Raw genomic sequence first — 19895 nt, forward strand, 5'->3', positions numbered from 1 at the left:
AACCATGGGAATCGAAGAGAAGCTACCCAGTGGGATCCTTCTGACCTCGGTCGAGAAGCTGTCGAACTGGGCGCGTAAGTCGTCGTTCTGGGGCGCGACCTTCGGTCTGGCCTGCTGCGCGATCGAGATGATGGCGGCCGGCGGCCCGCACTACGACCTGGGTCGCTGGGGCATGGAGGTGTTCCGCGCCTCGCCCCGCCAGGCCGACCTGATGATCGTCGCGGGCCGGGTCAGCCAGAAGATGGCCCCGGTGGTCCGGCAGATCTACGACCAGATGCCGGAGCCCCGCTCGGTGATCTCGATGGGCGTCTGCGCCTCGTCCGGCGGCATGTTCAACAACTACGCCATCGTGCAGGGCGTGGACCACATCGTCCCGGTCGACATCTACCTGCCCGGCTGTCCCCCCAGGCCGGAGATGCTCATCGACGCGATCCTGAAGATGCGCGAGAAGGTGATGGCCCAGCCGCTCGGCCCGAACGGGCGCAAGATGCTGGAACAACGCCGCGCCGAGGGAAAGCTGCCGATCGTCGCGCCGGGCGCCATGCCGTCGTCGTACCGCGTCGACAAGGCCCGTCGCGCGGAATGGACGCAGGCAGTCAAGGAAGGCCGCGAGGAGCAATTGCGGATCGAGAACTGGATGAAACTCCAGCCGCATTTGCGGGAGAGTGACAAATGAGTATTCGACCCGGAACCGAGGGTGACATTCCCGTTGCCGTGCCAAGGGGTGCGGAGCTGGGTGCACCCGCACAGACACCGCCCAGCCCGGATAAGGGCATGTTCGGCGTCAAAGGCACCGGAGACGTCTCCGGTTTTGGCCGCCTGGCCCGCCCGCGACCTGCTGTTTCTGACAGCCCACGGCCGTACGGCGGGTATTTCGACGACGTCTATGACGCGTTGGAGGAAGCTTATCCGGCCTTCTCCGAAGCCATCGAGAAGGTGGTCGTGGATAGGGCGGAGCTCACACTTCACATCAGGCCCGAGAGAATCATGGACGTCTGTCGGGTAATGCGTGACGACGAGTCTCTGCGGTTCGAGTTGTGCTCCTCCGTCGACGCGGTCGACTACCTGGGTAGCGACGAGCGGCGATTCCACATCGCTTATCAATTGACCTCGATGACGTATCGCCGGAGGGTGCGTCTCGAGGTGGCCGTCGCGGACGGTGTGCCCGTCCCGACCGTCACCAGCGTCTACCCGACCGCTGACTGGCAGGAGCGGGAGGTCTACGACATGTTCGGCGTCGTCTTCGCCGGCCACCCCAACCTCACCCGGATCCTGATGCCGGACGACTGGGAGGGCCATCCCCAGCGCAAGGATTACCCGCTCGGCGGGGTTCCCGTGGAATACAAGGGCGCCGAGATCCCGCCGCCCGACCAGCGGAGGGTCTACCAGTGACCACGCCTGAATACGCGAGCGAGCGCGAGACCACCGAGGGCCGGGTCTTCACGGTCACCGGCGGCGACTGGGACAGCGTCACGTCCAGCATCGACCCGCTCAGCAACGAGAAGATCGTCGTCAACATGGGTCCTCAGCACCCGTCCACGCACGGCGTGCTCCGGCTGGTGCTGGAGCTCGAGGGCGAGACGGTGACCGAGTGCCGCCCGGTGGTCGGTTACCTGCACACCGGGATCGAGAAGAACCTGGAGTACCGCACCTGGACCCAGGGCGTCACGTTCGTGACCCGGATGGACTACCTGTCCAACATGTCGAACGAGGCGGCGTACTGCCTCGCGGTGGAGAAGCTGCTCGGGATCACCGATCAGATCACCGAGCGGGCCAGCACGATCCGGGTCATGTTCATGGAGCTGCAGCGGATCGCCTCGCACCTGGTCTGGCTCGCCACCACCGGCATGGAGCTGGGCGCGATCTCGATGATGCTGTACGGCTTCCGGGAGCGTGAGTACATCCTCGACATCTTCGAGGAGACCTCCGGACTGCGGATGAACAACGGGTACATCCGGCCTGGCGGCCTGGCCCAGGACCTGCCCGAGTCGGCGGTCAAGAAGATCCGGGACTTCCTCGTGTACCTGCCGAAGAAGCTCAAGGAATACGAGGCGATGCTCTCCGGCCAGGTGATCTGGCAGAAGCGCACGCAGGGGGTCGCCGTCCTGGACGTGACCGGCTGCCTGGCGCTGGGCGTCACCGGGCCGGTGCTGCGGGCCGCGGGTCTGCCCTGGGACCTGCGCAAGACCATGCCGTACGCCGGTTACGAGACGTACGAGTTCAACGTCCCGACCGCGACCACCGCCGACGTCTGGGGTCGTTACCTGGTGCGGCTGGCGGAGATCCGGGAGTCGCTCGGCATCGTCGAGCAGGCGCTCGACCGGCTCAAGCCGGGACCGATCTGGGTCGCGGACAAGAAGATCGCCTGGCCCGCCCAGCTCGCCCTGGGCGTCGACGGTCTCGGCAACTCCTTGGAGCACGTCGCCAAGATCATGGGCCAGTCGATGGAATCGCTGATCCACCATTTCAAGCTCGTGACCGAGGGCTTCCGGGTTCCGCCTGGTCAAGTCTACGTAGCGGTCGAGCATCCGCGTGGCGAACTCGGCGTACACGCGGTTTCTGACGGCGGCACCCATCCCTACCGGGTGCACTACCGCGAGCCGAGCTTCGTCAACCTTCAGGCCATCCCCGCGATGGCCGAGGGCGCCCTGCTCGCCGACGTGATCGCCGGCGGCGCGTCCCTGGACCCGGTGATGGGTGGGTGTGATCGCTGATGACCGATATCGCCATCGACTTCTCCCCGGCGGCTGCCCCGCTGGCGGAGAAGCTGCTCGGGGCCGCGCAGGAGGTGCTGGCCCGCTACCCGGTCGGCCGGGAACGCTCGGCGTTGCTGCCGCTGCTGCACCTGGTGCAGACCGAGGAGGGTTACGTCAGCCCGGCCGGGGTGGCCTTCTGCGCGGAGGTCCTGGGCATCAACAAGGCCCAGGTCGGCGCGGTCGCCACCTTCTACACCATGTACAAGCGCCGGCCCACCGGTGAGTACCTGGTCAGCGTCTGCACCAACACGCTCTGCAACGTGATGGGCGGGCAGGAGGTCTACGACCGGCTGACCGAGCACCTCGGCGTCGGTCACGACGAGACCACCGCCGACGGCCGGATCACGCTGGAGCACGCCGAGTGCCTGGCCGCTTGCGACTACGCGCCCGTGGTGACGGTCAACTACGACTTCACCGTCGACCAGGCCACCCCGGAGTCCGCGGTGGAACTGGTCGACAACCTGCGCAGCGGCGAGCGGCCGACGCCCGCCCGGGGCGCCCGGATCTGCTCGCTGAAGGAGATGCAGTACCAACTGGCCGGCTTTGCCGACCCCAGGGACGGAGCGGTCGGTGACGGGGTCGCCGGCGCGCCCACGCTGCGCGGCGTCCGCCTGGCGCAGGAGCACGGGATCGCGGTCGCCGGATTCGACCCGGAGACCCCGATCACCAAGACGAAGCCGGCTCGTGCGGAGGAGGAGAAGTGACTCGACCCCGGCCGGAGGTGCTCCAGAAACTCACCCCGGTACTCACCAAGCGCTGGCTCTCGCCGGATGCCTGGCAGATCGGCGTCTACGAGCGGCTCGACGGCTACCAGGCGGTCCGCAAGGCGCTCGACGTGCACCCGGACGACCTGATCCAGCTGATCAAGGACTCCGGGCTGCGCGGCCGCGGTGGCGCCGGCTTCCCCACCGGCTTGAAGTGGGGCTTCATCCCGCAGGGCGACGGCAAGCCGCACTACCTCGTGATCAACGCGGACGAGGGCGAGCCGGGCACCTGCAAGGACCTGCCGCTGATGACGTACGACCCGCACTCGCTCGTGGAGGGTGCGATCATCGCCTCCTACGCGATCCGCGCGAGCCGGGCGTTCATCTACATCCGCGGCGAGGCGGTGCACGCCGCGCGGCGGCTGCGCAACGCGGTCAAGGAGGCGTACGCCGCCGGTTACCTCGGCGAGAACATCCTCGGCTCCGGGTTCGACCTGGACCTGGTGGTGCACAGCGGCGCCGGCGCGTACATCTGCGGCGAGGAGACCGCGCTGCTCGACTCGCTGGAGGGCTTCCGCGGGCAGCCGCGGCTGCGTCCGCCCTTCCCGGCCATCGCCGGTCTCTACGCGAGCCCGACCGTGGTCAACAACGTCGGCACCATCGCCAGCGTGCCGTACATCGTGCTGGGCGGCGCGGACTGGTGGAAGAGCATGGGCACGGAGAAGTCGGCCGGACCGATGATCTACTCGCTCTCCGGCCGGGTGGTCAACCCGGGCCAGTACGAGTGCGGCCTCGGCATCACCCTGCGCGAGCTGATCGAGCTGGCCGGCGGGATGCAGCCCGGCCACAACCTGAAGTTCTGGACCCCGGGTGGCTCGTCCACGCCGCTCCTGACGGCCGAGCACATCGACACCGCGATGGACTTCGAGGGTGTCGCGGCGGCCGGTTCGATCCTCGGCACCACGGCGATGCAGATCTTCTCGGACCAGGACTGCCCGGTCTACAACACGTGGCGGTGGCTGGAGTTCTACCACCACGAGTCGTGCGGCAAGTGCACCCCGTGCCGGGAGGGCAATTACTGGATGGTGCGCACCTACCGGCGGATCCTCGCCGGTCAGGGCACCTACGCCGACCTGGACACGCTGCAGGACACCGCGGACAACATCTTCGGCCGGTCCTTCTGCGGTCTCGGTGACGGCGCGGCGACGCCGGTCATCTCGACGCTGAAGTGGTTCCGGGACGACTACCTCGGCTACATCGAGGGCCGCACGGCGCCGCGGCTCTCCGAGAAGTCCCTCGTAGGAGCGCACTGATGACCGACGTAGCAAAGAGGACCGACACCGTCACACTCACCATCGACGGGGTAGAGGTCACCGCGGAGAAGGGCGAGCTCCTCATCCGCGTCGCCGAGCGGATGGGCACCGCGATCCCGCGGTTCTGCGACCACCCGCTGCTGGCCCCGGCCGGCGCCTGCCGCCAGTGCCTGGTGGAGGTGGAGGGCCAGCGCAAGCCGGTCGCCTCGTGCACCCAGACGGTCGCCGAGGGCATGGTGGTCAAGACGCAGCTCAGCTCGCCGGTGGCGGCCAAGGCCCAGGCCGGCGTGATGGAGCTGCTGCTGATCAACCACCCGCTGGACTGCCCGACCTGCGACAAGGGCGGTGAGTGCCCGCTGCAGAACCAGGCGATGAGCACCGGCCGCGCCGACTCCCGGTTCCACGAGCACAAGCGCGAGTACGAGAAGCCGATCCACATCTCCAGCCAGGTGCTGCTGGACCGGGAGCGCTGCGTGCTCTGCCAGCGCTGCACCCGGTTCTCCGAGGAGATCGCCGGGGACAAGTTCATCGACCTGATGGACCGCTCCTCGGGCGAGCAGATCAACGTCTACCGCGACGACTTCTTCGGCGGCGCGGGCACCGGGGACGGGCAGGTCGGCGAGGGCGAGGGGGACGTCGCGTTCAACTCGTACTTCTCCGGCAACACCATTCAGATCTGCCCGGTCGGCGCGCTCACCGGCGAGCAGTACCGGTTCCGTGCCCGGCCGTTCGACCTGGTCTCCTCGCCGACCGCCTGCGAGCACTGCGCGGCCGGTTGCTCGATGCGGGCCGACCACCGGCGCGGGAAGGTGCTGCGCCGGCTGGCCGGTGACGACCCGGCGGTGAACGAGGAGTGGAACTGCGACAAGGGCCGGTGGGGCTTCCGCTACACCACCGCCACCGACCGGCTCACCACGCCGCTGGTCCGGGACTCGGGGACCGGGCAGCTGCGCGAGGCGTCCTGGAGCGAGGCACTGCTGGCCGCGGCCGAGGGCCTGCGCGCGGCACGTGAGCGGGGCGTCGGGGTGCTCACCGGCGGTCGGCTCACGGTCGAGGACGCGTACGCGTACGCGAAATTCGCCCGTGTCGTCCTGGGCACCAACGACATCGACTTCCGGGCCCGGCCGGTGCGAGCCTCCGGCTCGCCGGCCGAGGTCGCCGAGGAGGCGGAGTTCCTCGCCGCCGCGGTGGCCGGGATCTCCGAGGTGACGTACGCCGAGGTCGAGGACGCTCCGTCCGCCCTGATCGTCGGGCTGGAGCCGGAGGAGGAGTGCCCGATCCTCTTCCTGCGCCTGCGCAAGGCCCACAACAGGAAGAAGCTGAAGGTCACGGCCGTCGCGCCGTACCTCTCCCGAGGTTTCGAGAAGCTCGGCGCCACGCTCGTCCCGGCGGTGCCGGGTGACGAGGCCCGGCTGCTCGGCACCGACCCGGCGGTGGCCGCGGCGCTCAGCACGCCCGGCAGCCTGCTGCTGGTCGGCGAGCGCCTGGCCACCGTGCCGGGTGGACTCTCGGCGGCCGCGGCGCTGGCCGCCCGGACCGGAGCACGCCTCGCCTGGGTGCCCCGCCGGGCCGGCGACCGGGGCGCGCTGGACGCGGGCTGCCTGCCGAACCTGCTGCCCGGCGGCCGTCCGGTCGGTGACCCGGCGGCTCGTGCCGAGCTCTCGATCTCCTGGTCCGTGGACGCCGGCGTGCTGCCCAGCAAGCTGGGCCGGGACGTCGACGCGATCATCGCGGCGGCGGCCGACGGGACGCTCGGCGGCCTGCTGGTCGGCGCGGTGGACCCCGGCGACCTGGCCGATCCGGTCCTCGCCGAGCAGGCGCTGGACGCGGTGCCCTTCCTGGTCAGCCTGGAGCTGCGGAAGAGCGCGGTGACCGAGCGGGCCGACGTGGTGCTGCCGATCGCGCCGGCGGTGGAGAAGTCCGGTACCTACATGGACTGGGAGGGCCGGCTGCGGTCCTTCGGCACGGTCCTGCGGGGCAGCACGGCGATGACCGACGGCCGGGTGCTGGAGGCGATCGCCGCGCTGCTGGAGGTCACCCTGAACACCGGGGACGTCCAGGCGGTCCGCCGCGAGCTGGGCGCCATGCCGGCCAGCACGGCCCGCTCGGAATCGCCGTCGGTCGCCGCCGGGGCGCGCACCGAGCCGGGCGAGCGGGAGGCGGTCCTGGCCACCTGGCACCAGCTGATCGACCTGGGCACGCTGCTGGACGGCGACGCGGTGCTGGCCGGGACGGCCCGCCCGCCGGTCGTCCGGCTCGGCAAGGAGCTGGCCGAACAGTTGCGGGTCGCCGACGGTGACCTGATCACGGTACGTAGCGACCGCGGCTCGGTGACTCTGCCCGCCGCGATCACCGACCTGCCCCGGCAGGTGGTGTGGCTGCCGACCAACTCGCCGGGCTCGACGGTGCGCCGCAGCCTCGGCGTCACCGCCGGTGCGGTGGTCCGGTTGTCCGCCGGTCTGCCCGGGCCGATTCTCGCCGAGGGAGTTGACCGATGAACCTCCTGCTAACGGCGCACGCGGAGGATCCCACCCTGCAGACGTTCGAGCAGGACGTCTGGTGGATCACGCTGATCAAGCTGGTCGGGCTCTTCGTCATGCTCCTGCTGCTGACGTTGTTCACGATCAACTACGAGCGCAAGGTCGTGGCCCGGATGGCGGTCCGGCCCGGCCCCAACCAGGTCGGCTGGCGCGGCTATCTGACCTCCCTGAGCGACGGCCTGAAGCTGCCGTTCAAGGAGGAGATCATCCCGAGGACCGCCGACAAGTTGGTCTACTTCCTCGCCCCGGTGATCTCGGCGACGACGGCGTTCACCGCGTTCGCGGTGATCCCGTTCGGTGGCGTGGTGACCATGTTCGGTCACCGGACCGCGCTGCAGCTCACCGACGTGCCGGTCTCGGTGCTGGTGCTGCTGGCCTGCTCGTCGATGAGTGTCTACGGCGTGGTGCTGGCCGGCTGGGCCTCCGGGTCGACGTATCCGCTGCTCGGGGCTCTGCGGTCAAGCGCGCAGATGATTTCGTACGAGGTCGCCATGGGTCTCTCGATCGTCGCGGTCTTCATGACCGCGGGGTCGATGAGCACCTCGGAGATCGTGAAGGCGCAGGCGTCCGGCGATCCCACCACGATCTTCGGCACGGAGATCACCATGCCCGGCTGGTACTGCCTGCAGCTGTTGCCGAGCTTCCTGATCTACATGATCTCGGCGGTCGGTGAGACCAACCGGGCCCCGTTCGACCTGCCCGAGGCGGAGTCCGAGCTGGTCGGCGGCTTCCACACGGAGTACTCGTCGTTCAAGTTCGCGCTCTTCTTCCTGGCCGAGTACATCAACATGATCACCGTCTCGGCGTTCTGCACCACGCTGTTCCTGGGCGGCTGGCGGGCTCCGTGGCCGATCACCGCGATCTGGGCCGGAGCCAGCTCCGGCTACTTCGCCCTGATCTGGTTCTTCCTCAAGGTGTTCGCGCTGCTCTTCGGCTTCATCTGGCTGCGGGCCACGCTGCCCCGGCTGCGCTACGACCAGTTCATGCGGTTCGGCTGGAAGGTCCTGATCCCGATCAACCTGGTCTGGATCCTCCTCCTGTCCTACTTCAAGATCGCTCGCAGCGGAGCGCTCTCCACCGAGGCCCGGTGGATCTCCACCGGAGCGGTCGCGATCGTCGTGCTGGTCGTCGCCTGGGCCTGGCCCTCGCCCGAGAAGCCCAAACAGCTCTCCATCGAGGAGGAACTGGCTCGCCGCCCACCGGGCAGCTTCCCGGTTCCGCCGATGGATCTGCAGGTCCCCCCGAGCCCGCGTGCCCGCCGCGCGGTCGCCGAGCGTGCCCCGGCCGCCCTGGGCGGCGACTCCGAGTCGAAGGAGGTGTGACGTGAACACCGTGACCGGTTCCTTCAAGGGCTTCGGCGTGACCTTCGCGCACATGTTCCGCAAGGTGGTCACCACCGACTACCCGTTCTCCCCGCCCAAGCCGGCCCCGCGTTATCACGGGCGGCACATCCTCAACCGCCACCCGGACGGGCTGGAGAAGTGCATCGGCTGCGAGCTGTGCGCCTGGGCCTGCCCGGCGGACGCGATCTACGTCGAGGGCGGCGACAACACCGACGAGCAGCGGTTCTCGCCGGGTGAGCGGTACGCGAAGATCTACCAGATCAACTACACCCGGTGCATCTTCTGCGGACTCTGCATCGAGGCCTGCCCGACCCGCTCGCTGACCATGAGCAACGAGTACGAGCTGGCCCGGGACAGCCGCCAGGACCTGATCTTCACGAAGAAGGAGCTTCTGGCGCCGCTCCTGCCCGGGATGGAGCAGCCGCCGCACCCGATGCGCCTGGGCGAGACCGACAAGGACTACTACATCGGCGCGCTGACCAATCCGGGCACCTCGGCCGGCGCTGAGCGGGCGCCGTGGGCCGAGGGTCCCGACGCGGCCAAGGGGAGTGCGGAATGACGCACGTCTCCACCGGTGAGCAGGTCGCCTTCTGGATCCTCGGCTCCCTCGCGGTGCTCGGGGCGCTCGGCATGGTGCTGGCCCGCAACGCGGTGCACTCCGCGCTGTGCCTGGCCGTCACGATGCTGAACCTCGGCGTCATCTACGTGATCAACGAGGCGCCGTTCCTCGGCTTCGTGCAGATCATCGTCTACACCGGCGCGATCATGATGCTGTTCCTGTTCGTGCTGATGCTGGTCGGCCGGGACGCCTCGGACTCGCTGATCGAGACGCTGCGCGGGCAGCGGGTCGCGGCGATCCTGCTCGGGATCGGTTTCGCCGGTCTGGTCGGCACGGGCCTGGCCCGCGGCCTCCAGGACACTCCGACGGCCGGCCTCGAAGCGGCGAACCAGCACGGGAACGTGCCGGCCCTGGCGGCGCTGCTGTTCACCAAGTACGTCTTCGCCTTCGAGGTCACCTCGGCGCTGCTGATCACGGCGGCCGTCGGGGCGATGATCCTGGCCCACGTCGAGCGGGCCGCGGGCGAACGGGCCGACCAGGTGACCCGGATGAAGGAGCGGTTCCGGCCGGGCAACTACCCCGGGCCGAAGCCGGGCCCCGGCGTCTACGCGAACACCATGTCGGTGGCCGCGCCGGCCCGCCTGCCGGACGGCAACGGGACCGAGAACAGCATCTCGCCGATCCTGCCGGTCCGGGAGCTGACGGCTTCCGAGGCCGCGCCGAAGGGAACCGAGAAGTGACCCCCGACTACTACCTGATCCTGGCGTCGATCCTGTTCACCATCGGGGCGGCCGGCGTGCTGGTCCGGCGCAACGCGATCGTCCTGTTCATGTGCATCGAGCTGATGCTGAACGCGGCGAACCTGGCGCTGGTCACCTTCAGCCGGATCAACGGTGGCCTGGACGGGCAGATCATCTCGTTCTTCGTGATGGTCGTCGCCGCGGCGGAGGTCGTGGTCGGCCTCGCCATCATCATGTCGATCTTCCGTACGCGACGCTCCGCGAGCGTCGACGACGCGAACCTCCTGAAGTACTGAAGGGGCCTGTCGTGGAACACACAGTGGACTACGCCCCGGCGACGGGAGTGCTGAGCGGCATCTGGCTGCTCGTGGCCATCCCCATGGTCAGCTCGGCGATCCTGCTGCTGCTCGGCAAGCGGGCCGACAAGTGGGGGCACTGGCTCGGCGTCCTGTCGGTCGCCGCGTCGTTCGTACTCGGGCTGATCTTCTTCATCAAGCTGGGCGGCCTCGCCGCCGACCAGCGGTCGGCGGAGCTGAGCCTCTTCGACTTCATCGACGTCGGCAGTCTGAAGGTCGACTTCGGGTTGCTCTTCGACCCGCTCGCCGGGGTCTTCGTCCTGTTGATCACCGGCGTCGGCTCGCTGATCCACCTGTACGCGGTCGGGTACATGGACCACGACCCGGGCCGGCGGCGCTTCTTCGCCTACTTCAACCTGTTCGTCGCGGCGATGCTGCTGCTCGTCCTCGGCAACAACTACGTGATGCTGTACTTCGGCTGGGAGGGCGTCGGTGTCGCGTCCTACCTGCTGATCTCGTTCTGGTACACCCGGCCGTCGGCCGCCACGGCCGGCAAGAAGGCGTTCCTGATGAACCGGGTCGGCGACGCCGGCCTGGCGATCGGCGTCTTCCTGATGTTCACCACGCTGGGCAGCACCCAGTACGCGGACGTCTTCAGCGGGGTGAGCTCGCTGAGCGCCACCACGGTGCTGATCCTCGGCCTGCTCCTGCTGCTCGGCGCGTGCGGTAAGTCCGGTCAGTTCCCGCTTCAGGCGTGGCTGCCGGACGCGATGGAGGGCCCGACCCCGGTGTCGGCGCTGATCCACGCGGCCACCATGGTGACCGCGGGCGTGTACCTCATCGCCCGCTCGAACCCGATCTTCACGGCGAACGAGACGCTGCAACTGGTGGTGGTGAGCGTCGGTGCGCTGACGCTGCTGATCGGCTGCATCATCGGCGCCGCGAAGGACGACATCAAGCGGGTCCTGGCCTGGTCGACGGTCAGCCAGATCGGCTACATGTTCCTCGGTGTCGGGCTCGGCGGCGCGGCCTACGGCCTGGCCATCGTGCACCTGCTGGCGCACGGCTTCTTCAAGGCCAACATGTTCCTCGGCGCGGGCTCGGTCATGCACGGGATGAACGACCAGGTGGACATCCGCAGGTTCGGCGGGCTGTCCAAGTACATGCGGATCACCTGGCTCACCTTCGCCACCGGCTGGCTCGCGATCATCGGCATCCCGCCGCTGTCCGGCTTCTTCTCCAAGGAGCCGATCATCGCGGCCGCCTTCGAGCTGGAGACGACCTGGCAGGCCTGGGTCTTCGGCTCGGCCGCGCTGGTCGGGGCGGGGTTGACCGCTTTCTACATGACGCGGCTGTTCGTCCTGACCTTCCACGGTCCGGAGCGGTACACCGAGGAGATCAAGCATCCGCACGAGTCGCCGGCGATCATGACGATCCCGCTGATTCTGCTGGCGATCGGCTCGATCGGGGCCGGCTGGGTGATGAGCACGTCCGTCCCGGAGTGGCTCAGCCCGGTCTTCGGTGCGGAGCAGGCCGAGGCGCACGGCGTCCTCTCGCACAACATGATCACCATCTTGTCCCTGGTGGTCACCGTGCTCGGCGCGGGTCTGGCCTGGGCGCTGTTCCGCAAGGGCACCGCGCTCGAGCCGCAACCGGCCGGGATCGTGGTCACCGCGGCCCGGCGCAACCTCTACACCGACGCGATCAACGAAGCGGTGTTCGAGCGGCCCGGCATCTACCTCACCCGGGCCCTGGTCTACCTGGACGGCAAGGGCATCGACGGCCTGGTCAACGGATTGGCGGCCGGTGTCGGCGGCGGCTCCGGGCGATTGCGGCGACTGCAAACCGGGTTCGTCCGCTCGTATGCACTCTCCATGCTCACCGGCGCGATGCTCGTGGTCGGCGCCTTCCTCGCGATCCAGTTGGGGTGGCTGGCGTGACCGATTTCCCGTTCCTCTCCGTTCTCACGCTGCTGCCCCTGGCCGGCGCGATCTCGGTGGCCTGCATCCCGCGGGCCCGGGCCGAGCTGGCCAAACTGGTCGCGCTGGGCTGGTCGCTGGTGGTCCTGGCGCTCAGCATCGTCATGTGGGTGGCCTTCACGGTCGACAGCCAGGACCGCTTCCAGTTCCACGAGAAGTACGCCTGGATCCCGTCCTGGAACGCGAACTTCACCTTCGCCGCCGACGGCATCGCGCTGGTCATGCTGATGCTGATCGCGGTGCTGTTCCCGGTGGTGATCCTGGCGTCGTGGCACGACGTGGACCAGAGCCGGCGGTCCGCGCCGACCTACTTCGCCCTGCTGCTGGCCTTCGAGTTCACCATGATCGGGGTGTTCGCCGCGGCGGACATCTTCCTGTTCTACGTGTTCTTCGAGGTCATGCTGATCCCGATGTACTTCATCATCGGCTCCTTCGGCAGCGGCCAGAAGCAGTACGCGGCGGTGAAGTTCTTCCTCTACAGCCTGGTCGGCGGTCTCTTCATGCTGGCCGCGATGATCGGTCTGTGGGTGATCGGGGGACACACCTTCGATTTCGCGGCGCTGGTCGAGGCCGGCAAGTCGTTCGACCAGGACACCGCCCGCTGGCTGTTCCTCGGCTTCTTCGTGGCGTTCGCCATCAAGGCGCCGTTCTTCCCCTTCCACACCTGGCTGCCGGACTCCGGTGGTGCCGCACCGGCCGGCGCGGCCGCGCTGCTGGTCGGCGTGATGGACAAGGTCGGCACGTTCGGCATCCTGCGCTACTGTCTCCCGCTCTTCCCGGAGGCGTCGCGCTGGTTCGCCCCGGCCGCCCTGGTCCTGGCCGTGGTCGGGATCATCTACGCGGCGCTGCTCGCGGTCGGCCAGAACGACCTGAAGCGCCTGGTGTCGTACACGTCGATCGCCCACTTCGGCTTCATCGGCATCGGCATCTTCGCCTTCACCACGCAGGGCGGCACCGGATCGGTGCTCTACATGGTCAACCACGGCCTGGCCACCGGCCTGCTCTTCATCGTGGTCGGCATGTTCGTGGCCCGGCGCGGGTCCTCGCTGGTCAGTGACTTCGGTGGGGCCGGCAAGCTGGTTCCGGGGCTGGCCGGGGTGTTGTTCTTCGCCGGCCTGGCCTCGCTGGCGCTGCCCGGCACCGCCCCGTTCGTCAGTGAGTTCCTGGTGCTGCTGGGCACGTTCAGCACGCACAAGCCGTACGCGGTGATCGCCACCGTCGGCATCGTTCTGGCCGCCGCCTACGTGCTCTGGATGATCCAGCGGACCACTCAGGGCACGCTCAACCCCGTCCTGGACGAGGTACCGGCCATGAAGAAGGACCTCAGCCTGCGGGAGAAGGTCGTGGTCGCACCGCTGATCCTGCTCCTGCTGGTGCTCGGCTTCTATCCGAAGCCGGTCACCGACGTGATCAACCCGGCGGTGCAGGCGACCCTGCAGGACGTCGGCACGCAAGACCCGACCCCGACCGCGGTCGCGGATGGAAAGGCTGGCCGGTAGCCATGGGAGAGCTGAAACTACCCCCGATCGACTACGGCGCACTGGCGCCCATGTTGATCCTCTTCGGGGTGGCCTGTGTCGGGGTCCTCGTCGAGGTGCTCGTCCCGCGCAAGTCCCGCAACGTGGTCCAGTTGGCGCTGACCCTGCTGGGCGTGGTGGCCGCGTTCGTCGTTCTGGTGATCAACCGGGACATCCGGGTCGTCACCATCGGCGGTGCGGTCGCGATCGACGGCCCGACGATCTTCCTGCAGGGCGCGATCCTGGTACTCGGTGCGATGTCGCTCCTCCTGATCGGGGAGCGGCAGGTGGAGGCGGGAGGCGCCTTCGTCGCCCAGGCGGCGGTCGTCGTCGGCTCGGAGAAGGACAACCGGCAGTCGGTGAGCCAGCCCGGCCTCACCGAGGTGTTCCCGCTGACCGCTTTTGCCCTCGGCGGCATGCTGCTCTTCGTCGCCGCGAACGATCTGCTCACCATGTTCGTGGCGCTGGAGGTCTTCTCGCTGCCGCTGTACCTGCTCTGCGCGCTGGCCCGCCGCCGGCGGCTGCTCAGCCAGGAGGCCGCGCTCAAGTACTTCCTGCTCGGGTCGTACGCCTCGGCGTTCTTCCTGTTCGGCATCGCCCTGCTGTACGGCTTCGCCGGCGGCGTGCAGCTCAGCGTCATCCACGAGGCCGTCGCCGCCCCGCAGCGCAGCGAGCTGCTGCTCTACGGCGGTCTCGCGCTGGTCGCGATCGGACTGCTCTTCAAGAGCGCCCTCGCCCCGTTCCACGTCTGGACGCCGGACGTCTACCAGGGCGCGCCCACGCCGATCACAGCGTTCATGGCGGCCTGCACCAAGGTCGCCGCGTTCGGTGCCCTGCTCCGGGTGCTCTACGTGGCGTTCGAGGGGGTGCGCTGGGACTTCCAGCCGGTGCTCGGCACGATCGCGGCGCTCACCATGCTCACCGGCGCGATCCTCGCGGTCACCCAGACCGACATGAAGCGGCTGCTGGCCTACTCGTCGATCGCCAATGCCGGCTATCTGATGGTCGGTGTGCTGGCGCTCAGCGAGGACGGCCTGAGCAGCACGATGTTCTACCTGGTGGCGTACGGCTTCGCGGTGCTCGCCGCGTTCGCCATCGTCAGCCTGGTGCGGGACTCGGACGGCGAAGCCACCCACCTGTCCCGCTGGGCCGGCATCGGCCGGAAGAGCCCGCTGCTCGCCGGGGTCTTCACGTTCATCCTGCTCGCTTTCGCCGGTATTCCGTTGACCAGCGGTTTCACCGCCAAGTTCGCGGTCTTCGGGGCGGCGGTCGAGGGTGGGCAGACCTGGCTGGTCATCTTCGGTGTGGTCACCAGCATGCTGATCGCCTTCCCGTACCTGCGGGTGGTCGTGCTGATGTGGCTCTCCGAGCCGGGTGAGAGCACGCCGGCGGTCTCCATCCCCGGCTTCCTCACCTCGGTGGCCCTGGGCGTCGGGGTGGTCGTCACGGTGGCGCTCGGCGTGGTGCCGGCGCCGCTGATCGACCTGACACGTGAGGCGTCTCAATTCATTCGCTGAACGACAGTTGCTCAGTACTGAGACAGCGGCCCCGGCGCAGAGCGCCGGGGCCGCTGCCGTATCGGTTTCCCGGTGTAGCTTCCGTCACAACGTGACTGATTTTCATTACCAAGGGCGTCCATCCCGTGGGACGTCCATCGCATCATTCGGGCGAGCTGGCCGAGAAACCGAGACCTTTTCCCGTACGTCGTCGGCCGGCGCGGCGCAATGTCATGTGTCGTACCCGGTCTGTCCGGTTTTTGATCTTGTGGCGGATACCCCTGGGACTGAATCCGGTGGGCCGGTATGGCATCGTGGGAGCGTGGTGAGCACCGGTGATCTGACGCTGTCGTCGCTGGGCCTCGACGTCGATCCCGTGATGGACGCGTCGGTGTCGGCGACACTGGCTGCCGTGGAAGAAGCGCTGCGCGTTCACGTGGCGAGCGCCGACCCCCTGGTGACCGAAGCCGCGCGTCACCTCGCCGACGCCGGGGGCAAGCGGCTGCGGCCGATCCTGGTGGCGCTGAGCGCGCAGTTCGGCGATCCGACCCGCCCCGAGATCATCGACGCGGCCAACGTGGTCGAGCTGACCCACCTCGCGACGCTCTACCACGACGACGTCATGGACGAGGCGCCGGTCCGGCGCGGCACCCCGAGCGCGAATGCGCGCTGGGGCAATTCGGTGGCCATCCTGGTCGGCGACTACCTCTTCGCCCACGCCGCGGAGCTGGCCGCCAAGCTCGGCACCGAGGCGGTGCACCTGCAGGCGCAGACCTTCTCCCGCCTGGTGCACGGGCAGATCGCCGAGACCGTCGGCCCACGCGGCTCCGACCCGATCGAGCACTACCTGCAGGTCATCGCGGACAAGACGGGTTCGCTGATCGCCACCGCGGCCCGTTTCGGCGGCCTCTACTCCGGTGCCCGGCCCGAGGTCGTCGAGGCGCTCGCCGGCTACGGCGAGATCATCGGCCTGGTGTTCCAGCTCTCCGATGACCTGCTGGACATCGCTTCCGAGTCGGTGCAGTCCGGCAAGACGCCCGGGACCGACCTGCGCGAGGGCGTGCCCACGTTGCCGGTGCTCTACGCGCTGGCCGGGGATGACGCGGATCCGGCCGCGGTGCGGCTGCGGGAGCTGCTCTCCACCGGGCCGATCACCGATGACGTGCTGCACACCGAGGCGCTCACGCTGCTGCGTGAGTCGGCCGCGATGAAGCAGGCGCGGGAGACGGTGCGCGGCTATGCCGAGGAGGCGCGGGCGCGACTGGCGCCGCTTCCCGACGGCGAGGCGAAGCGTGCGATGGAGTCGCTCTGCGACTACATCGCCGACCGCACGAACTGACCTTCCGAGGCGTCGCTTCCGGAGGGTCCTTCCGGGGCCCTCTCCGTACGTGGTCAAAGGCTTCAGGCTCGAACCGGGATCGTTCGGGTCGAAAAGGGCTTCTCGTCCATCTGCTCGGGGAATCCGCGACCAGGAAGACCGATTTCGAAACAGAAGCGGTCCTGGTAAGGCCCCGGGTTGTGAATTGGACGCCGTTTTGCCTGGTAGATGTCGTTAATGATGGGTGATTCACGACTGCTCGCAGCGGTCGCATACTGAGTCAATTCGGGCGCGCTCGGACACGCCCCGCTCTATTGATCACACCCGCTGTGCAAATCGATCGTGATCCACATGCTTTTGGCATTCCGTCGCCGGACGTTTCTTCATATGGTGTAAGTCCCTGGCCTCGGAGGTAGCTGTGCGTGACCCCCTAGCGGAGCCGTCAGATCTCATCCGGAGCGTGTCGCGTGCCCTGCGCGTCCTGGAATCGGTCGGCCGGGCTCCGCGCGGGCTCACGGTGAAACAGATCGCCCGGCGCTGCGAGCTGACCGTCGCGACGACCTATCACCTGGTGCGCACCCTGGCCTATGAGGGCTATGTGATCCGGCGCGAGGACGGCACCTACATCGTCGGCCTGGAGATCGCCGACCGGTACCGCGAACTCGTCTCAGCGTTCCGTGGACCGCCCGCCGTCGGCGACGCGCTGCGGCGTGCCGCGCTCGACACCGGCTACAGCCACTATCTGGGCCGGTTCGTCGGCGGCCGGATCGCGGTGACCGCCTCCGCCGAAGGGGCACGCTCGCCGTTCCTGGACGATGTCGCGCCCGGCTTCGACGAGGGTGGACACGCCACCGCGCTGGGCAAGGCGCTGCTCGCCACGCTCACCCCCGACCAGCGCTCGCGATACCTGCGCGACTACGGGATGCGGGCGTTCACGCCGACCACGATCACCACGCCGGAAGCCCTCGAGGCGGACCTGGCCGCCGGAGAGCGGCGCGGCATGCAGATCGAGATGGGGCAGTTCCGGCAGGGACTGGCCTCGGCGGCCGTGGCCGTGGTCGCCGACCGGGACATGGAACGGCGACTCGTGCTCGCCTGCTCGATGCCGGCCGCCGAGATGCTCACCTCGGCGCGAGTGGTGCGGGCCAAGCTGACCGCCGCCCGGAACGTGGCCGAGGCGCTCTCCGGTGGCGAGTCCGCCACCGCTTAGGGTCCGCCCTCAGTTCGGATTTCCTCTTCGGACACGTTTTCGCAGCCCCGGCATTGTTGCGTGACCGAATCGCTACAGCTTGAGGTGCGGCTTTAAGAGATATTTGAACCTCCACGCCGGTTGTCGCGTACCAAAGTGCGGATGACATGAAGCCGGCTGGAGGCGGGGCAGATGCGGTGTGAGGACGGGCACGACGACGCCGCCTACGTCCTCGGTGCGCTGTCACCGGCGGAGCGCGCGGCCTACGAACATCACCTGGCGACCTGCTCGTTCTGCCGGGAAGCGGTCGCCGATTTGTCCCGCGTGCCGGACATGCTGGACCGGCTCGACGCGGACGAATTCGCGAAGCTGCTGGACCCGTCGCTGACCTCCAGGCCCGCCGCGCCCGCCGCGCGGTCGGCCCGTCCGGTCCGGGCTTTCCCGGTACGGATGGTGAGCACGCTCGCGGCGGCCCTGCTCATCGTCGTGCTCGGCGGTGGGGTGGTGTGGCTGATGAACCGGCCCACGCCGAGTGGCGCGGTGAGTGGTCCGGCAGTGGCGATGCTGGCGGTCGAGGCGCAGTCGCCGATCTCGGCCACGATCCGGCTCGCCGGGACCGGGGGCGGGACCAAGGTGGAGATGCTCTGCCGGTACGCCGATTCGGCGAAGCCGTACACATTCCGGCTGGTCGCGTATGGGCCCGATGATCAGAACGAGCAGCTCGGGTCGTGGATGGCGCAGCCGGGGGCGGAGTTCCGGATGCAGGGGAGCACCCACTTCTCGGTGGAGAGCCTGGACCGGGTGGAGCTGGTTCGCTTCGACGGCAAGGTCATGCTGACGTACCAGCCGCGCTGATCTTTCGCCTTCGACAGGTGCTGATCTTTTCGCCTTCGGCGGGCAAGGTCCTGCTGACCTGCCAGCCGCGCTGAGGTTCTTCGCTTTCGGCAGGCAAGATCTGCTGGTCTACCAGCCGCGCTGAGCTTCTCAGTTCTTGTGGGCGGGGTCAGGCAGGGGCGGCGGTCGCCTCGGGTGCGGCCGCCTCGCTGCGAGTGCGGGCGCCGGTCCGCGCGCTACGGATCCCGTCCGCGGTAAAGATGATCAAGGCGAGCCAGACCAGGCCGAACCCGGCGAGGCGGGCGGCCGGCATCGGCTCGTGGTAGATCAGGATGCCGCAGGCCAGCTGAAGGATCGGCGCGACGTACTGGAGGATGCCGAGGCCGACCAGCGGCACCCGGTTCGCCGCGGCGGCGAAGAGCAGCAGCGGTACGGCGGTGGCCACGCCGGAGAACAGCATCAGCACCGTGTGCAGCGCGGAGACGTGCCCGAACTGCGCGCCACCGGTCAGGTTGAGCCAGCTCAGATAGCCCAGCGCCGGCAGGGCAAGCACCGCCGACTCGACGAACAGCCCCTCGGCCGGCGGCAGCGACATCCGCTTCTTGATCAGGCTGTAGGAGCCGAACGAGGCGGCCAGGGCGAGCGCGATGTACGGCAGTCGTCCGTAATCGACGGCGAGGATGGCGACCGCCACTCCGCCGACGCCGACCGCGATCCACTGCCAGGAACGAAGGTGTTCCCGCTGGACGGTCACCCCGAGCAGGACCACGAACAGTGGGGTGATGAAGTAGCCGAGCGCGGTCTCGACCACCCGGGACGAGTTCACGCCATAGATGTAGGTCGCCCAGTTCACGCCGATCAGCAGCGCCGCCGCCGAGATTCCGCCGAGCAGGCGGGGTGTGCGCAGCACGCGCCCCAGGAATTTCCAGTTCCGCATCACGGTGAGCACGAGCGCGACGAACGTAACGGACCAGATCACCCGGTGCGCCAGAATCTCCAGCGGCGGCGAGGGGCGCAGCAGCTTGAAGTAGATCGGGAAGAAGCCCCACATCACGTACGCCGTCAGGCCGTACAGATACCCGCGCCGCTCGTTGCTCATGACCTCACGGTAAGGGCCGCAAATCGATGTGGTCCTTGCGTATGTCCCAGGTCACGTGGCCAATCCGAACCCGCTGGCCTTTGTCAGCACGGCCGGCACCGCGTTGCCCGGCCAGCACCCGTCTCGTCCGGTCGGCGCCCGCGTGCGATTGGCCGGAATGCAATTCCCCGCGTACGGGAATGGCGTCGTCGCACCCGTATGCGGCTCAGCGG

General features: G+C 68.5%; 16 protein-coding genes and 1 pseudogene. 16 read left to right on the top strand and 1 reads right to left on the bottom strand.

Features of this window, described 5'->3' with window-relative positions; translation table 11 throughout:
- Nucleotides 1-4: 4 nt before the first annotated feature.
- From CHC09_RS26665 to CHC09_RS26740, 16 genes and pseudogenes are all read left to right on the top strand, one after another.
- Nucleotides 5-676, top strand: coding sequence for a NuoB/complex I 20 kDa subunit family protein (locus tag CHC09_RS26665; protein ID WP_089295950.1), 672 nt, complete (start codon nucleotides 5-7; stop codon nucleotides 674-676).
- On the top strand, nucleotides 673-1392 hold the full coding sequence (locus tag CHC09_RS26670) for an NADH-quinone oxidoreductase subunit C (RefSeq protein ID WP_089295951.1): 720 nt from the start codon (nucleotides 673-675) through the stop codon (nucleotides 1390-1392). The genes CHC09_RS26665 and CHC09_RS26670 overlap by 4 nt, the downstream gene beginning before the upstream one ends.
- A complete protein-coding gene (locus tag CHC09_RS26675; RefSeq protein ID WP_089295952.1) occupies nucleotides 1389-2714 on the top strand; it encodes an NADH-quinone oxidoreductase subunit D in 1326 nt (441 codons plus the stop codon). Before CHC09_RS26670 ends, CHC09_RS26675 begins: the two co-directional genes overlap by 4 nt.
- Nucleotides 2715-2755: 41 nt before the next feature.
- Nucleotides 2756-3421 (top strand): annotated as a pseudogene (gene nuoE, locus CHC09_RS26680) (NADH-quinone oxidoreductase subunit NuoE); the annotation flags it as partial.
- Nucleotides 3422-3456: 35 nt separating this feature from the next.
- On the top strand, nucleotides 3457-4773 hold the full coding sequence (gene nuoF / locus CHC09_RS26685) for an NADH-quinone oxidoreductase subunit NuoF (protein ID WP_089295954.1): 1317 nt from the start codon (nucleotides 3457-3459) through the stop codon (nucleotides 4771-4773).
- Complete coding sequence (locus CHC09_RS26690) at nucleotides 4773-7271, top strand: NADH-quinone oxidoreductase subunit G (RefSeq protein WP_089295955.1); 2499 nt, start codon at nucleotides 4773-4775, stop codon at nucleotides 7269-7271. Before nuoF ends, CHC09_RS26690 begins: the two co-directional genes overlap by 1 nt.
- Nucleotides 7268-8635 carry an NADH-quinone oxidoreductase subunit NuoH gene (gene nuoH / locus CHC09_RS26695; protein WP_089295956.1) on the top strand — a complete coding sequence of 456 codons (1368 nt, stop codon included), beginning with the start codon at nucleotides 7268-7270 and terminating at the stop codon, nucleotides 8633-8635. Before CHC09_RS26690 ends, nuoH begins: the two co-directional genes overlap by 4 nt.
- A 1-nt stretch (nucleotide 8636) precedes the next feature.
- Nucleotides 8637-9215 (top strand): NADH-quinone oxidoreductase subunit NuoI, encoded by a 579-nt coding sequence (gene nuoI / locus CHC09_RS26700; protein ID WP_089295957.1) that lies wholly within the window; start codon nucleotides 8637-8639, stop codon nucleotides 9213-9215.
- Nucleotides 9212-9955 carry an NADH-quinone oxidoreductase subunit J gene (locus tag CHC09_RS26705; protein WP_089295958.1) on the top strand — a complete coding sequence of 248 codons (744 nt, stop codon included), beginning with the start codon at nucleotides 9212-9214 and terminating at the stop codon, nucleotides 9953-9955. Before nuoI ends, CHC09_RS26705 begins: the two co-directional genes overlap by 4 nt.
- Nucleotides 9952-10251, top strand: coding sequence for an NADH-quinone oxidoreductase subunit NuoK (nuoK, locus tag CHC09_RS26710; RefSeq protein ID WP_089295959.1), 300 nt, complete (start codon nucleotides 9952-9954; stop codon nucleotides 10249-10251). Before CHC09_RS26705 ends, nuoK begins: the two co-directional genes overlap by 4 nt.
- Before the next feature lie 83 nt (nucleotides 10252-10334).
- The gene (gene nuoL / locus CHC09_RS26715; RefSeq protein ID WP_239138626.1) at nucleotides 10335-12191 is read left to right on the top strand and encodes an NADH-quinone oxidoreductase subunit L; all 1857 of its coding nucleotides are present in this window, start codon (nucleotides 10335-10337) and stop codon (nucleotides 12189-12191) included.
- Nucleotides 12188-13729 (top strand): NADH-quinone oxidoreductase subunit M, encoded by a 1542-nt coding sequence (locus tag CHC09_RS26720; protein ID WP_089295961.1) that lies wholly within the window; start codon nucleotides 12188-12190, stop codon nucleotides 13727-13729. The genes nuoL and CHC09_RS26720 overlap by 4 nt, the downstream gene beginning before the upstream one ends.
- A gap of 2 nt (nucleotides 13730-13731) precedes the next feature.
- Nucleotides 13732-15264: an NADH-quinone oxidoreductase subunit NuoN gene (nuoN, locus tag CHC09_RS26725; protein ID WP_089295962.1), complete on the top strand. Its 1533-nt coding sequence runs from the start codon at nucleotides 13732-13734 to the stop codon at nucleotides 15262-15264.
- A gap of 358 nt (nucleotides 15265-15622) precedes the next feature.
- Nucleotides 15623-16582 (top strand): polyprenyl synthetase family protein, encoded by a 960-nt coding sequence (locus tag CHC09_RS26730; protein WP_179277299.1) that lies wholly within the window; start codon nucleotides 15623-15625, stop codon nucleotides 16580-16582.
- Nucleotides 16583-16979: 397 nt separating this feature from the next.
- A complete protein-coding gene (locus tag CHC09_RS26735) occupies nucleotides 16980-17771 on the top strand; it encodes an IclR family transcriptional regulator (protein WP_089295964.1) in 792 nt (263 codons plus the stop codon).
- A gap of 171 nt (nucleotides 17772-17942) precedes the next feature.
- Entirely contained in the window at nucleotides 17943-18605 is a 663-nt protein-coding gene (locus CHC09_RS26740) for an anti-sigma factor family protein (protein WP_089295965.1), read from the top strand.
- Nucleotides 18606-18753: 148 nt separating this feature from the next.
- Here the strand turns inward: CHC09_RS26740 and rarD are convergent, their stop codons facing one another.
- Nucleotides 18754-19683, bottom strand: coding sequence for an EamA family transporter RarD (gene rarD / locus CHC09_RS26745; protein ID WP_089295966.1), 930 nt, complete (start codon nucleotides 19681-19683; stop codon nucleotides 18754-18756).
- Nucleotides 19684-19895 lie beyond the last annotated feature (212 nt).

This window comes from Actinoplanes regularis (genome assembly GCF_900188005.1).
GTDB classification, from domain to species: Bacteria; Actinomycetota; Actinomycetes; order Mycobacteriales; family Micromonosporaceae; genus Actinoplanes; species Actinoplanes regularis.

Coding starts and splice junctions, on each gene's coding strand:
- CHC09_RS26665 (WP_089295950.1), top strand. CDS start 5: ATGGGAATCGAAGAGAAGCTACCCAGTGGGATCCTTCTGACCTCGGTC.
- CHC09_RS26670 (WP_089295951.1), top strand. CDS start 673: ATGAGTATTCGACCCGGAACCGAGGGTGACATTCCCGTTGCCGTGCCA.
- CHC09_RS26690 (WP_089295955.1), top strand. CDS start 4,773: ATGACCGACGTAGCAAAGAGGACCGACACCGTCACACTCACCATCGAC.
- nuoH (WP_089295956.1), top strand. CDS start 7,268: ATGAACCTCCTGCTAACGGCGCACGCGGAGGATCCCACCCTGCAGACG.
- CHC09_RS26705 (WP_089295958.1), top strand. CDS start 9,212: ATGACGCACGTCTCCACCGGTGAGCAGGTCGCCTTCTGGATCCTCGGC.
- nuoL (WP_239138626.1), top strand. CDS start 10,335: ATGGTCAGCTCGGCGATCCTGCTGCTGCTCGGCAAGCGGGCCGACAAG.
- nuoN (WP_089295962.1), top strand. CDS start 13,732: ATGGGAGAGCTGAAACTACCCCCGATCGACTACGGCGCACTGGCGCCC.
- CHC09_RS26730 (WP_179277299.1), top strand. CDS start 15,623: ATGGACGCGTCGGTGTCGGCGACACTGGCTGCCGTGGAAGAAGCGCTG.
- CHC09_RS26740 (WP_089295965.1), top strand. CDS start 17,943: ATGCGGTGTGAGGACGGGCACGACGACGCCGCCTACGTCCTCGGTGCG.
- rarD (WP_089295966.1), bottom strand. CDS start 19,683: ATGAGCAACGAGCGGCGCGGGTATCTGTACGGCCTGACGGCGTACGTG.